15 protein-coding genes are annotated in these 13,913 nt (G+C 73.7%); 9 read left to right on the top strand and 6 right to left on the bottom strand.

Annotated features, from left to right (window positions below; translation table 11 throughout):
- Positions 1 to 15 precede the first annotated feature (15 nt).
- Entirely contained in the window at positions 16 to 219 is a 204-nt protein-coding gene (locus tag HHX33_RS31650; protein ID WP_117410479.1) for an EF-hand domain-containing protein, read from the top strand.
- 185 nt (positions 220 to 404) lie between these two features.
- On the top strand, positions 405 to 1,058 hold the full coding sequence (locus HHX33_RS31645; RefSeq protein WP_259403069.1) for an IclR family transcriptional regulator: 654 nt from the start codon (positions 405 to 407) through the stop codon (positions 1,056 to 1,058).
- Between the two features lie 3 nt (positions 1,059 to 1,061).
- On the opposite strand, the gene HHX33_RS35330 is transcribed toward HHX33_RS31645, so the two are convergent.
- A complete protein-coding gene (locus HHX33_RS35330; protein WP_220502411.1) occupies positions 1,062 to 1,238 on the bottom strand; it encodes a hypothetical protein in 177 nt (58 codons plus the stop codon).
- 87 nt (positions 1,239 to 1,325) lie between these two features.
- Here HHX33_RS35330 and HHX33_RS35325 point away from each other — a divergent pair, with 87 nt between their 5' ends.
- From HHX33_RS35325 to HHX33_RS31625, 4 genes are all read left to right on the top strand, one after another.
- Positions 1,326 to 1,463 carry a hypothetical protein gene (locus HHX33_RS35325; protein ID WP_220502410.1) on the top strand — a complete coding sequence of 46 codons (138 nt, stop codon included), beginning with the start codon at positions 1,326 to 1,328 and terminating at the stop codon, positions 1,461 to 1,463.
- Between the two features lie 406 nt (positions 1,464 to 1,869).
- On the top strand, positions 1,870 to 3,042 hold the full coding sequence (locus tag HHX33_RS31635; protein WP_182877786.1) for a homogentisate 1,2-dioxygenase: 1,173 nt from the start codon (positions 1,870 to 1,872) through the stop codon (positions 3,040 to 3,042).
- The gene (gene fahA, locus HHX33_RS31630; RefSeq protein WP_182877799.1) at positions 3,039 to 4,130 is read left to right on the top strand and encodes a fumarylacetoacetase; all 1,092 of its coding nucleotides are present in this window, start codon (positions 3,039 to 3,041) and stop codon (positions 4,128 to 4,130) included. The genes HHX33_RS31635 and fahA overlap by 4 nt, the downstream gene beginning before the upstream one ends.
- A 38-nt stretch (positions 4,131 to 4,168) precedes the next feature.
- Positions 4,169 to 5,401, top strand: coding sequence for a L,D-transpeptidase (locus tag HHX33_RS31625; RefSeq protein WP_310741608.1), 1,233 nt, complete (start codon positions 4,169 to 4,171; stop codon positions 5,399 to 5,401).
- Positions 5,402 to 5,422: 21 nt separating this feature from the next.
- On the opposite strand, the gene HHX33_RS31620 is transcribed toward HHX33_RS31625, so the two are convergent.
- On the bottom strand, positions 5,423 to 6,538 hold the full coding sequence (locus HHX33_RS31620) for a sensor histidine kinase (RefSeq protein ID WP_220502409.1): 1,116 nt from the start codon (positions 6,536 to 6,538) through the stop codon (positions 5,423 to 5,425).
- An 82-nt stretch (positions 6,539 to 6,620) separates the two neighbouring features.
- Positions 6,621 to 7,274 carry a response regulator transcription factor gene (locus tag HHX33_RS31615; RefSeq protein ID WP_117410482.1) on the bottom strand — a complete coding sequence of 218 codons (654 nt, stop codon included), beginning with the start codon at positions 7,272 to 7,274 and terminating at the stop codon, positions 6,621 to 6,623.
- Positions 7,275 to 7,421: 147 nt separating this feature from the next.
- Here HHX33_RS31615 and HHX33_RS31610 point away from each other — a divergent pair, with 147 nt between their 5' ends.
- The 3 genes from HHX33_RS31610 (at position 7,422) to HHX33_RS31600 (ending at position 9,540) form a co-directional block, all read left to right on the top strand.
- Positions 7,422 to 7,880 carry a hypothetical protein gene (locus HHX33_RS31610; RefSeq protein ID WP_182877785.1) on the top strand — a complete coding sequence of 153 codons (459 nt, stop codon included), beginning with the start codon at positions 7,422 to 7,424 and terminating at the stop codon, positions 7,878 to 7,880.
- A 110-nt stretch (positions 7,881 to 7,990) separates the two neighbouring features.
- Positions 7,991 to 8,422, top strand: a complete 432-nt coding sequence (locus HHX33_RS31605; protein WP_117410474.1) for an NfeD family protein — start codon at positions 7,991 to 7,993, stop codon at positions 8,420 to 8,422.
- 5 nt (positions 8,423 to 8,427) lie between these two features.
- Entirely contained in the window at positions 8,428 to 9,540 is a 1,113-nt protein-coding gene (locus HHX33_RS31600; RefSeq protein WP_182877784.1) for an SPFH domain-containing protein, read from the top strand.
- Between the two features lie 22 nt (positions 9,541 to 9,562).
- Here HHX33_RS31600 and HHX33_RS31595 read toward each other — a convergent pair whose 3' ends face one another.
- The 3 genes from HHX33_RS31595 to HHX33_RS31585 form a co-directional block, all read right to left on the bottom strand.
- Entirely contained in the window at positions 9,563 to 11,383 is a 1,821-nt protein-coding gene (locus HHX33_RS31595) for a YfjP family GTPase (RefSeq protein ID WP_182877783.1), read from the bottom strand.
- Positions 11,380 to 13,119 (bottom strand): ABC transporter, encoded by a 1,740-nt coding sequence (locus HHX33_RS31590; protein WP_182877782.1) that lies wholly within the window; start codon positions 13,117 to 13,119, stop codon positions 11,380 to 11,382. Before HHX33_RS31590 ends, HHX33_RS31595 begins: the two co-directional genes overlap by 4 nt.
- Before the next feature lie 131 nt (positions 13,120 to 13,250).
- Positions 13,251 to 13,913, bottom strand: coding sequence for a hypothetical protein (locus tag HHX33_RS31585; protein WP_182877781.1), 663 nt, complete (start codon positions 13,911 to 13,913; stop codon positions 13,251 to 13,253).

Below are 13,913 nucleotides of genomic sequence, written 5' to 3'. Positions count from 1 at the left end.
CCCGAGGAGGACGGCATGAGCGAATACGCGGCGACTTTCAACCTGATCGACACCGACCAGGACGGACGGATCTCGGCCGCGGAACTCGTCCGCCTGATGGAGGTGCTCGGGCAGCCGCTCACGCCCGAGGGCGCACAGGGGGCGATCAACAAGGTCGACGCGGACGGCGACGGCCTGATCGACCTCGACGAGTTCGCCACCTGGCTCAGCGGACGCTGAGCCGGCGCCGGGCGGGCGCTGAAGGCGGCGACGAGGTCTGGGCGGGCGCCCGCGAGCCCGTACGCGTCCCTGCCGATGGGCGACCGTCCTGCCCGGTCCTCGCCGCCCCGGACCAATGCGGGGCGCACCACTGAAGAGCCGCGAAGCACGCCGCTCCAGGGTGCCGGGGCGGCGATAATCGAGTCATGATGGCGGCCGAGTCGGCGCAGACGCTCGAACGGGGCTTACGGCTGTTGCGGCTGCTCGCCGAGGCCAACCGGGGGCGGACGCCCACCGAGCTGGCCCAGGAGCTGGGCCTCAGCCGGCCGATCGTCTACCGGCTGCTGACGACGCTGCAGGCCGAGGGGTTCGCCCGGCGGGACGCGAACGGCCGGGTGCACCTGGGCTTCGGCGTGCTGGTCCTGGCCCAGGCCGTGCATCCGCTGCTGCGGGCGGCGGCCCTGCCGGAGCTGCGCGCGCTCGCCGAGCACGCGGGGGCGACCGCCCACCTGACCGTGGCCGAAGGCGACGAAGGGCTCGCGGTCGCAGTGGTCGAGCCCTCGTGGACCGATCTCCACGTCGCCTACCGCGAGGGATCGCGCCACCCCCTGACGCGCGGCGCGGGCGGGCGGGCGCTGCTCGCGCTGAGGGGGGGCCTCGCGGAGCCGCCGCTGTACACGAGCAGGGGGCAGCTCCAGGAGGGGGCGCAGGGCATCGCCGCCCCGATCCGGGGTCTTCCCTGGCTGGAGGCGTCGGTCGGGGTGATCAGCTTCGCCGACCTGGACGCCGAGAAGGTGGGCCCGCTCGTCCTGGACGCGGCGGCCCGGCTCACGACCGCCCTGACCGAACCTCCACGCTGACGGTCACCCTCGCAGCAGCCGCGGCCCGGCGAAGACCGTGTTGTCGACGACCACGTCGGCCCGCGCCAGCGGATCGGCCTCCGCGATATAGACGCGCTCGGCGGGCAGATAGCGATGCAGGTGGAGCGCCTCGGCCTCGGACCCGGCCCAGTCCTGGTCGCGTTCGCCTCCGCGGCGCACCAGGTCTCCGGGGACACCTCCACCCAGATCCGCAGGTCCCAGTACGCGTCGATCTCCGGACGGAACGCGAAGACCCCGTCGACGATCGTGACCGCGTCGGAGGCGGCGTTCGTCAGCGTCAGCGAGTGGTCCACCTGGGTCAGCGGGTCGATGGAGCACAGCGTGACCCGCCCCGATCCGTCCGGTCCCGCCGGTTCGAGCAGCAGGGCGATCGCCGCGTCGTAGTCGTAGGCGTTCCGGTAGTAGCCCTCGCCCGACTCCCGGTCGTACAGATGACGGTCGCGCCACGGCCGCTTGAAGTCGTCCAGGCTCGCCCGCAGCACAGGGCGCCCGGCCCGGGCGATGTGCTCGGCGAGCTCGTGGCCGAGGCTCGTCTTGCCGGCGGCCGTGAGCCCGTCGACGCCGACGCACAGGCGGCCCGGCCCGAGGGCCAGCACCCGCTTGGCGATCCGTCCGACCAACGCCGTACGCGCCCGGGACGCGGGCGGGGGCGACGGCTGCCGCCAGGTCGAGACGGACAGGTGGATCTCCGCTGTGCTCATGGCCGCAAGCTTGACATCGGGGCGGGCATGGCGAATCGTCGTACATATATAGGACATGCTCGTCCGATAGCCGGACACATGGAGGCGTCATGCCGTACTACCGGGTGGTCGGGGAGGTCCCGCGCAAGCGCCATGTGCAGTTCCGCGCCCCCGGCGGCGGACTGTACAAGGAGGAGCTCATGGGAGAGGAGGGCTTCTCCTCCGACTCCTCGCTGCTCTACCACCGCCACGCGCCGACGGCGATCGTCAAGGCCGAGGCCGTGGACGCGGGAACGCCCGCTCTCACGCCGAACCTGCCGCTCTCCCCCCGGCACTTCCGCACCCAGGACCTGAAGCCCGGCGGCGACCTGGTCTCCGGGCGCCTGCCGCTCGCGGGCAACTCCGACGTCCGCATCTCGTACGCCTCGTGCGACGCCCCGAGTGAGCTGTACCGCGACTCGATGGGCGACGAGTGCGTGTACGTCGCGAGCGGCCGGGCCAGGTTCGAGTCGGCGTACGGCGCGCTGGACATGGCCGAGGGCGACTACGTGGTCGTCCCGACCGGGACCGTCCACCGCTGGGTGCCCGAGGGACCGGTGACCGCGCTGGTGATCGAGGCGGCCGGGCACATCAGGCCGCCGAAACGCTACCTGTCCCAGTACGGCCAGTTCCTGGAGCACGCGCCGTACTGCGAGCGGGACCTGCGGGCGCCGGCCGAGCCGCTGCTCGTGGACGGCGAGGAGGTGCCGGTCCTGGTCAGGACGCGGGGCGGGCTGACCCGGCTGACCTACGCCAACCACCCCTTCGACGTGGTCGGCTGGGACGGCTGCCTCTATCCGTACGCGTTCAACATCCGGGACTTCGAGCCGATCGTGAAGCGGACCCACGCGCCGCCGCCGGTCCACCAGACGTTCGAGGGGCCCGGCTTCGTCGTCTGCTCGTTCTGCCCCCGGCCGCTGGACTTCCACCCGGAGGCGGTGCCGATCCCGTACAACCACCACAACGTGGACTCCGACGAGTTCATGTTCTACGTGGGCGGCGACTACACGGCCAGGAAGGGATCGGGCATCGACGTCGGCTCGATCTCGCTGCACCCCGCGGGCTTCACGCACGGCCCCCAGCCGGGCGCGGTGGAGGCCGCCGTCGAGGCCGTGCGCCAGGGACACACCGAGACCACCGAGATGGCCGTGATGATCGACACGTTCCGCCCGCTCGACCTAGGGCAGGCCGCTCTCGCCTGCGAGGACACCGGCTACGCGTGGACGTGGGCGGCGCGGCGATGAGCTTCGGCCTCGGCAACCTGCCGTACGGCGTGTTCTCCCGGGCCGGGGAGCCGCGCAGGGTCGGCGTCCGGGTCGGGGACCACGTCCTCGACCTGGCGGCCGCCCTGGGCAGGGACGTCTTCGCCGCGCCCAGCCTCAACCCGTTCCTCGCCCTCGGCCGTACGGCCTGGCAGGAGGCGCGGGGACGGGCGCGCGAGGCCGCGGCCGCGGGCGACCATCTGATCCCGCTGACGGAGGTCACCCTGCACCTGCCGGTCGAGGTGGCCGACTACGTGGACTTCTACGCCTCGCTGGAGCACGCGTCCAACCTCGGGCGCATCCTGCGGCCGGGCGAGGAGCCGCTGAAGCCGAACTGGCGGCACCTGCCCGTCGGCTACCACGGCCGGGCGGGCAGCGTCGTGGTGTCCGGGACGCCGATCAGGCGGCCGTGCGGGCAACGGCCGTCCTTCGGGCCCTCGGCCAGGCTGGACATCGAGGCGGAACTCGGCTTCGTCGTCGGCGTGCCGGCGCCGCTCGGCGGGTGCGCCGGCGCGTTCGAGGACCACGTCTTCGGGGTCGCGCTCGTCAACGACTGGAGCGCCCGGGACATCCAGGCGTGGGAGTACGTCCCGCTCGGCCCCTTCCTGGGCAAGTCGTTCGCCACCTCCATGTCGGCGTGGATCACCCCGCTGGAGGCGCTGGAGGAGGCCAGGGTCGAGGGCCGGTCGCAGGACCCGGAGCCCCTTCCGTACCTGACCAGGCAGGCGCCCTGGGGCCTCGACCTCACCCTGCGGATCGACCTGAACGGCGAGACGGTCTCCACGCCTTCGTACCGCGACATGTACTGGACTCCCGACCAGATGCTCGCCCACCTGACCGTGAACGGCGCGGGTCTCCGCACCGGCGACCTGTTCGCGAGCGGGACCGTCTCGTCCGCCGGGCAGCCGGGCTCGCTCATCGAGCTGACCTGGAACGGCGCCGAGCCGGTGAAGCTGCCGGGCGAGACCCGCACGTTCCTGGAGGACGGCGACGCCGTGACGATCACGGCCTGGACCTCGCACGGGATGAGCCTCGGCGAGGTGTCGGGGACGATCCTTCCGGCGACTTAGCGTATTTCTGTCGTCACCCCCCGCTATCTTTGGGGCTCGTGGAGTCACCCGAGCGTCCCCAGCGAGGCATCCGGCCCGGCAGGCCGGACCGGCACACGCCCGACGGCCGGTTCGCCGCGCCGCCCGTGGGCCGCGCGGTGCTCGCGGTGCTGCTCACGTGGTGCGCGGTGCTGTCCGCCGGCTGCGCCGTACGCGTGCCGCCCGCGCCGCGCATCACGATCGCCCCGGCGTCGGGCACGGCGGAGGCGCCGCCCGACGCGGGCCTCGTCGTCAGAGCGGAGGGCGGCAGGCTCACCACCGTGCTGGCGTTCGCGGGGCGTGATCCGGTGCCCGGCGCGTTCGATCCGTCCCGCACCGTGTGGCGGTCCTCCTGGACGCTGCGTCCCGGCACGCAGTACGTGGTCGACGCGGTCGCCACCGGAGCCGAGGGCGTGACCGGCCAGGCCGCCGCGAGCTTCCGCACCCTCCGCCCGCGCCGTGAGGTGGCCGTCGCCTCGGTCGCGCCGTACGACGGGGAGACGGTGGGGATCGGCATGCCGATCGTCGTGACGTTCACCCGGCCGGTGGAGGACCGCGCGGCCGTCGAACGCGCGCTGGAGGTGCGGGGGCCCGTCAAGGGCGCCTGGCGCTGGCCGGGGCCCGCCCAGGTCGTCTACCGTCCCCGCAGGATGTGGCCGGCGAACACGACCGTGCGCTTCACCGCCCACCTGGCCGGGGTCCGCGCCGGCCCCGCCACGTACGGCGCCGCCGACCGGAGCGTGGCCTTCACCGTGGGCCGGGCGATGGTGAGCACCGTCGACACCCGGGCCCACCAGATGGTCGTACGGCAGGACGGGGTGGTGACGCGGCGGATGCGGATCAGCGCCGGCATGGCGACCACCAGGGAGTACACCACTTCGAGCGGCACCCATCTCACGATGGACAAGGGCAACCCCGTCCGCATGGTGTCGCCGGGCCGCCGCGAGGGCGACCCCGGCTACTACGACAAGCTCATCGGCTACGCCGTGCGGATCTCCAACAGCGGCGAGTACGTCCACGCGATGGACAACACGTGGGCGCAGGGCAGGGTGAACGTCAGCCACGGCTGCGTCAACGTCCGCCCCGACGAGGCCCGATGGTTCTACGACCACGCCCTCCGCGGCGACCCCGTCGTCGTCACCGGCACCTCCCGCAGGCTGGAGTGGGACAACGGCTGGGGCTACTGGCAGCTCTCCTGGCCACAGTGGCTCGCCGGCGGCGCCCCGCGCCCCGCCCGCGCCGCTCCCCCCTGACGCACCTCCGGAGCGCGACGGTCAGGCCTGGCCTTCCTCCAGGACGGGACCGGGCAGGGCGACGGTCACGTCGAGCCCTCCCTCAGAGAGGGGGCGGACGTCCAGCGTGCCGTGGTGGGCCTCGGCGATCGCGGCCACGATCGACAGTCCGAGTCCGAGCCCGTCCCGGCCCGCCTTCCTGCCGCTCTGCAGCCGCTGGAAGGGCTGAAGCAGCAGGGGGACGCGCTCCGCCGGGATCGGCGGGCCGCTGTTGCGGATCCTGAGCGTGGGGAGGCCTCCTGTCACGCCGGTCCACACCGTGATCCACCCGCCCGGCACGTTGTACCTCCGCGCGTTGTCGAGAAGGTTCGCCACCAGACGTTCGATCAGAGCGGGATCGGCGAAGGCGGGCGCCGGGTGAAGCGACGCCTCGATCCGGGGGCCGGGGTCGTCCCCGTGCCTGAGTGCCTGCGCGGTGACGGCCGCGAGGTCGAGCCGCTCCCGCCGGTGCAGGCCCTCCTGGCTGCGGGCCAGGGTGAGCAGCGCCTCGATGAGCCGTTCCTGGTGTTCCCCGGCCGCCAGCATGCGTCCCAGCACGGCCCGCAACGACTCGGCGTCGGCCTCCGGATCGGCGAGCGCGATCTCGGCCGTGGCCCGTTGCAGTGTCAGCGGAGTGCGCAGCTCATGGGAGGCGTTGGCGACGAACCTCCGCTGAGCGGTGAACGCCCCCTCCAGCCGGTCGAGCAGGTCGTTGAAGGTGACGGCCAGCCGCCTGAGCTCGTCGTCCGGCCCGGAGACGGGCAGCCGCCGGTCGAGCCGTTCGGCGGTGATGCGCCGGACCGTCGCGGTCATCGCCCCCAGGGGCCGCAGGGCGCGCCCCGCCGCGAACCAGCCCAGGACCATCGCCGCGAAGGCCGCCACCACGAACGCGACCAGGGAGTTCACCAGCAGGCGGCGCAGGTTCGCGGCCTGCGCGACGTGATCCGGTCCGAGTGTCCCGGCGGGCGGTCCGCCACCCCCGGGAGCCGTGGGCGCGGGTGCCGGGCCGGGGAACGGCGAGAAGCGGGCCAGGACGTAGACGAGGGCGACCAGCAGCGCCCCGGCCACCAGGAACAGGCCCGTGTAGAGCAGGGTCAGGCGCAGCCGTACGGTCTTCACGGAACCCTCCAGACCGGCGGTCGTCTGTGATCGGTGTGGCGATGGGAGCCCCGCGGGCCGGGGCGGCCGCGACGGGAGCGGCTCAGACGCGGTATCCGGCCTGCGGAACGGTCTCGATCAGCGGCGGATCGCCCAGCTTGCGGCGCAGCCGGCTGACCGTCACCTTCACCGTCTGGGTGAAGGGGTCGGCGAACTCGTCCCAGGCGTGTTCCAGCAGTTCCTCGGCGGAGACCACGGCGCCCTCGGCCGCCAGCAGCAGTTCCAGGACGGCGAACTCCTTGGGACTCAGCAGCAGGCGGCGCCCGGCACGGGTGGCGGTCCGCGCGGCCGGATCGAGACGGAGGTCGCCGTGGACGAGCACCGGCCGCAGGGCCCGTTGCGACCGCCTGGCCAGCGCCCGGATCCGGGCCACCAGTTCGGCATAGGCGAACGGTTTGGGCAGGTAGTCGTCGGCGCCGATGCCGAGGCCGGTCACCCTGTCGTCGATCGTGCCGGCGGCGGTCAGCATCAGCACCCGCGCCGGGTGCCCCGATTCGACCAGCGACCTGCACACCTCGTCGCCGTGCAGGCCGGGCAGGTCCCGGTCGAGGACGATCACGTCGTAACCGTTCACGGCGGCGTTGACGAGCGCGGCGTGGCCGTCCAGCACCACGTCGACCGCCATGCCCTCACGGCGCAGGCCCGTGGCGACCGTCCCGGCCAGCTCCTCGTGGTCCTCGACCAGCAGCACCCTCACGATCTTCAGCATGCCGCGTCCACCGGTTACAGCGGGGTAACCGTTCCGGTTCCGTCCCCGTAACCGGTGCCCCGCTTGGCTCGGACGCGTCGACAGATCCCCACTCTCCGAGGAGCAGCCGAGATGACGCGACCGACGATCAGGCGAATGTCAGATGCCGTCGCAGGCCCGGCGATCGTGCTGGGTGCCGTGGCGGCCGTGGCCGTGATCGCCGTGCTGGCCGGCCTGATCACAGGCGGGGCCACGGGCGGCAAGGCCGCCGGAAACCGCGCGACCGGCGCGGACACCGCGACCGCGAAGCGTACGGCCGTGACCGCCACGACCACAGTGAGGACCGCCGCCGTGAGCAGCACGACCGGCGCGGAGACAGGCGCCGCCTTCACGGCCTGCATGCGCGCGCACGACCTGCCCGGCTTCCCCGACGTCACCTTCTCGTCGGACGGCCTGGTCAACCTGGACATCAGAGGCGAGAAGGTCGACGGATCGTCGCGGATCTACGGAGCGGCGGTGGACGCGTGCGAACCGCTGTTGCCCGCCGGGTCACGGCTGCCGGGCGCTCCGTCAGCGCCGTCCGCTCCGTCCGCGCCGGACGTCACGAGAAGCTGAACCGCCAGGCCCCCGCCCGCGATGCTCCGGTACGGCCGTTTCCCCGGCACGTTAGGTTTGAGGGAGGAACCAGACGGTGATGACATTCGTTCATTGCTATGGAGGCGGCAATGGACTCCTGGATCGTATGGCTCATCCTGGCGGCGGTGCTGGGCGTCGCGGAGATCTTCACGCTGACCGCGGCGCTGGGACTGTTGTCGATCGCGGCTCTTCTCACGACGGTGGTCGCGCTCGTCGGGCTGCCGCCCGCGCTCCAGCTCGCCGTGTTCGTCATCGCCTCCGCGGCCGGCCTCGCCGGAGTACGGCCCCTCGCGTTGCGGCACATCAAGCAGCCTCCGCCGCGCCGCTTCGGGGTGTCCGCGCTGATCGGCAAGCCCGCGTACGTGACCGCCGAGGTCACCGGCAGGGACGGCCGGGTACGTATAGGCGGCGAGGAGTGGTCGGCCCGCGCATACGACGAGACGCTCGTGATCCCGGCAGGGGCCACGGTCGACGTCATAGAGATCGAGGGCGCCACCGCCCTCGTGTACCCCCGGGAGTAGTGAGCATGGACGGAGCAGTAATCGCCGGAATCGTCATCGCCCTGGTCGTGGTCTTCACAGTCCTACGGTCGGTCCGCATCGTGCCGCAGGCCCGGGCCGGCAACGTCGAACGCCTGGGCAGGTACTACCGCACGCTCGGTCCCGGCCTGAACTTCGTGATCCCGTACATCGACCGGGTCCGTCCGCTCCTGGACCTGCGCGAGCAGGTGGTGTCGTTCCAGCCGCAGCCCGTCATCACCGAGGACAACCTGGTGGTGGACATCGACACGGTGCTGTACTTCCAGGTCACCGATCCCCGGGCGGCGGAGTACGAGATCGCCAACTTCATCCAGGGCGTCGAGCAGCTCACCGTGACGACCCTGCGCAACGTGGTCGGTGGCATGGACCTGGAGAAGACGCTCACCTCCCGCGACGTGATCAACAGCCAGCTGCGCGGCGTGCTCGACGAGGCCACCGGCAAGTGGGGCATCCGGGTCAACCGGGTCGAGATCAAGGCGATCGACCCGCCGAAGACCATCAAGGACGCGATGGAGAAGCAGATGCGCGCCGAGCGGGACAAGCGCGCGGCGATCCTCACGGCCGAGGGCCAGCGTCAGTCGCAGATCCTCACGGCGGAGGGCGAGAAGCAGAGCGCCATCCTGCGGGCCGAGGGCGAGCGGACCTCGCAGATCCTGAAGGCCCAGGGCCAGTCGCAGGCGATCGACGAGGTGTTCCAGGCCGTCCACCGCAACGACCCGGACCCCAAGCTGCTCGCCTACCAGTACCTCCAGGTGCTGCCCCAGCTCGCGCAGGGCGAGGGCAACACGTTCTGGGTGATCCCGAGCGAGGTCACCTCGGCGCTCAACTCGGTGTCCAAGGCGTTCACCGAGGCGCTGCCCGCCTCCTCCGCCACCACGGCGGAAGGCGGCAGGCGTGAGCTGAGCGCGGCGGGCAGCGAGGCGGTCGCGGAGGCCGAGCGCGCCGCCGCCGAGGCGAAGGCGGCGGCCGAGGACAGCGAGATGGGCCCGCGCCGGATCGAAGCCGGCCGTCCCAACCTCGACACCCTGGCCAACCCCGACCCCGCCCACGCCGTCACGCCCGACCCGTCGGGCACCATCCCGCCCGCCGAACGCCCCTGACCCGGCGCGTCCCGGCGGGTGGTCAGGACGCGGCGACGGTCACGCACTCGGCGAACCTGGCATAGCGGGACAGCTCATCCCGTGTAGGGGTGACGATCAACTCCACGGCGACCTGCTCGATCCGGGCGCGCAGGGCTCTGGCGGCCCTGCGTGCCCGGCGTCGCCCGCCCAGCCAGGCCGCCGCACGGCACACCAGGGCGATCAGCACTCCCAGCAGCGCGCCGCCGATCAGCAGCACGGTCGGCCAGGGCGCCCGGCCCAGGGTCGGGGTGAACGGCCGGGGCAGCATCAGATAGTCGAGCCCGAACACCACGAGCAGCCAGATCGCCCCGGCCGCCATGGCGGCCACGGTCAGCCACTGGGCCGTCCCGGCCACCCGCCACCAGCGCGGAGCCCGGGACACGCCGCCGGAGACGGTCGCGACCACCCGGTCCAGGGTGTCGGTCAGTTCACCGGACCGCGAGCGGGCGGCGTGCCGTACGGCTGTCGCCCACGGCTCGGGCACCCCCGCCGAGGCGGCGGCCCCCACATCTCGCAGCGCGGTGTCGAGGGCGGACGCCTGCACGGCGGTGGCCGGGGGCAGCGACGACCGGCTGCCGCGGGCCAGGTGCAGGCGGCGCAGCGGGTCGGGCCTCAGCTTCCGCAGCCAGCGCGTCACCGGCCATCCCGTCGCGGCGGTCGAGCGGTGCCGGTGTGACTTCGCGACGGCGTCCACCACGACCGGCACCCCGGCCGCCTGTGCGAGCGCCCGTGTCAGGGCCCTGCTCACGGTGACCTCCGGCACGACCACATCCCCCGGCGCCGACGCCCGGTCCTGCCCGGCCGGCGTCGTCCCCGCGTGCGCCGTCCCGGCCGGTGCGGGGCCCCGCCACGCCGTGTCCGGAGTCCGGGCGTCCGCGCGCGAGGGCGTCGCCTCCACCGGAGCGGAAGCGCGGGCCGCCGTCTCCGCCGGAGCGGAAGCGTGGGCCGCCGTCAGCGCCCGGGCGTCCGGGGTGGGGGCGAATGCCCGTACGGCCGCCGGCACGTCGCCCGTGACCGCGGGCCGGGTGTCGGCCCAGAGCGCCGCGGCGGACGAGGCCACATCGGCGGCGAGGCGCGACGACCAGGCACGGCGGCGGGAGACCTTCCGGTCGAGCAGCTCCCGCAGCTCGGGGATGCCCGCACCGGTGCGGGCGGACACGGCGAGGAGCGGCACGTCGTCGAGGCCGTCGGCCTCCAGCAGTCCCCGCAGGTCGTCCAGGCAGCGCTTGACGGCGTGCTCGGGCAGCCGGTCCACCTGGTTGAGCACCACGACCATGACGTCCCGGTGCCGGGCGAGCGGCCGCAGGTAACGCTCGTGCACGGCCGCGTCGGCGTACTTCTGCGGGTCGAGCACCCAGACCAGCAGGTCGACCACGGCGACGAGACGGTCCACCTCCTCGCGGTGGGACAGCTCGATCGAGTCGTGGTCGGGCAGGTCGAGCAGGATCAGCCCCGACGTCTTCCCTTCGACGGTGTGCCGCACCGGGACGCCGAGCCAGTCGAGCAGCGGGCCGGAGCCATCTGGGCCCCACAGGGCCGCCTGCGCCTTCGACGTGGTCGGGCGGGTCACACCGACGGTCGCGAGCTCCGTCCCGGACACCACGTTGAACAGCGACGACTTCCCGCTGCCCGTCGCTCCCGCGAGAGCCACGGCCGTGTGGTCCACCGACAGGCCCCGCCGTACGCCGGCCCGGGTCACCACGGCGCGGGCGCGCTCGACGGAGTCGTGGCCGAGCCGGCCCTCCGCCAGGTCGGCGGCCTCCGCGAGCGCCTCCAGGCGGGCGTCCAGCGACACCTCCGCCTTCCTGCGCAGGAGCTTCAAAGATCGCCCCTCTCCTGTACGGCCTTGGCGGCCTCCCGCAGCCGGGCCGCCGTCTCGGTGGCCGGGCCGAGCCCCTCGACCAGCGAGGAGAAGCGGGCGCGTTCCTCGTCGAGCAGCGCCCGGACCCGGCGGCGCAGGTCCTCCCGGGCCTCCTGGGTCAGGGTGCGTACGGCCTGGTCGCCGAAGACGGCCTCCAGCAGCTTCTGGCTCAGCACGCCCGTGCCTCCGGCGATGCCCAGCTCTATGCCGGTGATCCCGCCCGTCGTGGAGAAGACCGCCAGCATGATCAGCACCCCCAGGCTGTTCACCCCGAACGACGCCGCCCGGGCGAGTGTGCGCCGATCGGCGCCCTCCGACCTGACCAGGTCGAGCACGTGGCCCTGCCAGGCGCGTACGGCCTCGCCCGCCCGGCGGGGCAGGTCGGCGGAGGCGCGGCCGAGACGTCCGGAGACGGCGACGCCGGACCTGTCCAGCACGTCGCGCCCGGCGGGCAGGGCCAGCCACGCCTCGACGGCCCGCTCGGCGGCGCCGTCGGCGGTGGACCGGATCAGTGACTCGACCCCGCTCTCCAGCGCCACGCGCAGCTCCCGGTCGGGGGCGGGACGGCCGCGGAACGCCGCCGCGATCCGGTCGCGCAGCCAGCCGATCCGCGACTCCAGCGACCGCATGAGGTCGCCGGTCCCGACGAAGTCCTGCCAGCGGGCCAGCACCTCCCCGCGCAGCAGCCTGCCGTCCCGCATGCCCTCGCCGAACGCCGACATCGCCACGTCGTACGCCTTGTCGGCGATGGCGCGCAGTTCGGCGATGCCCGCGCGCTGGCGCTCGACGCGGTCGGCGAGATCGGGCACCCGGGTCGCGAGGCTGTCGAGCGCCCCGGTGAGGGTGCGCCGGACCACCTCGGCTCGGGCCTTGGCGTCCACCGACAGATCGGCGAGCCAGGTCGCGATCGGCTGCACGACGGCCGCGGGCAGCCGGGCCCGTTCCGAGGGCAGCGCCAGCTCCGGTACGGCGAACAGCGGCGTGCCGGCCAGGCCGTTGTCCGCGAGCAGCCGGGCCAGGTCGGCGGCCACGGGCTCACGCGCCTCGTCCGGCACCCGCTGGAGGATCACCGCGAGTGCCGTGCTCCGCTCCCGGGCCAGGCGCAGGAAACTCCACGGCACCTCGTCCGCGTACCGCGCGGCGGTCGTGACGAACAGCCACAGGTCGGCGGCGGCGAGCAGTTGCGCGGCCAGTTCTCGGTTGGCGGTGACGACCGAGTCGATGTCGGGGGCGTCGAGCAGCGCCAGCCCGGGGGGCAGCGCCTCCACGGGGGCGATCCGGAGGGTGCCGGGCTCGCCCCGTCCCCCGCCGGACGCTCCCCCGATCGCGCCGCCCGTCACCCTGGCCAGGCCGGGCAGGATCACCGGGGAGGTGAACCAGGGAGAGTCGGCGGGGTTGCACACCAGCGTCGGCGCGAGTGTGGTGGGCCGCAGCACCCCCGGCTCGGTCACGGTCGTGCCGACGAGCGAGTTGACCAGCGTCGACTTGCCCGCCCCGGTCGAACCGCCGACGACGGCGAGCAGCGGAGCGTCGATGGCCGCGAGCCGGGGCAGCAGGTAGTCGTCGAGCTGTCCGCGCAGCTCCTTCAGCACGCGCCGATCGGCCGCGGCGTCCCCGATCTCCAGAGGGAACAGGTCCTGATCGAGGTGACGCCGCAGGCTCTCCAGGGCCGCTCGCAGCCTGTCGTTCCCCGCCATACCACCCGACCTTCCCCGGGGAAGGCCCTCGAATCAGCCGCCGGGGCCGGGGTTGGAGCGGCGGCCGGCCCGTTTCGCCGGCACCCGGCCGCGAGCGGCGGACGGCGTCCGGGTCGTCAGCGCGCGGGTCGTCAGGCGCCGAGGGCGGGGGTGGGCGTGGCGGTGGGCAGCAGCACCCTGCACTTCTCGTACGCCTTGGCAGCCTTGGGGTCCGCCGTCGCGAGGTCACGGACGCGGACCGCGCCGGAGATCTCGGCGCCGTTGTCCTTCATGCAGGTGCGGAACGCCTGTAAGGCCTGGGGATCTCCACCGCGCCGACCGAAACCGCCCTGGCCTCCCTGCGGCATCAGCGAGCGGCACGCCTCGAACGCCTTCCGCGTCGCCGGGTCCATCGAGCGGAACCCGCCGAAGCCCCCGCCCGGCCTGCCACTGGGCCTTCCGCTGGGCCACGCGGTCGGCCGCCCGCTGGGCCAATCGGTGGGCCGCCCGCTGGGCCACGCGGTAGGGCGGCCACTCGGCGGCGCGACGCCGTTCTGGCGCAGGCACTCGGCGAACGCCGCCCGGGAGCCGGCGTCCGCGGCCCGGCCGGCGGTCGCGGCACCGCCCGCACCACCGCCGCCACCCGCGCCGCCACTCGCGCCACCGGCCGCAGCGCCACCACCCGCGCCACCACCGGCCGCAGCGCCACCGGCGCCGGCGTCTCCACCACCGCAGCCGGCCACCGTGGCCGTGAGGAGCACCGCGACCACGGCGGCGTACGGACGACGTAAGGCGGATCTCGAAGTGCCTGGCAT

This window comes from Microbispora sp. H10670 (assembly GCF_014161385.1).
Lineage (GTDB): Bacteria > Actinomycetota > Actinomycetes > Streptosporangiales > Streptosporangiaceae > Microbispora > Microbispora triticiradicis.
This window is presented reverse-complemented; position numbering and strand designations above follow the sequence as displayed.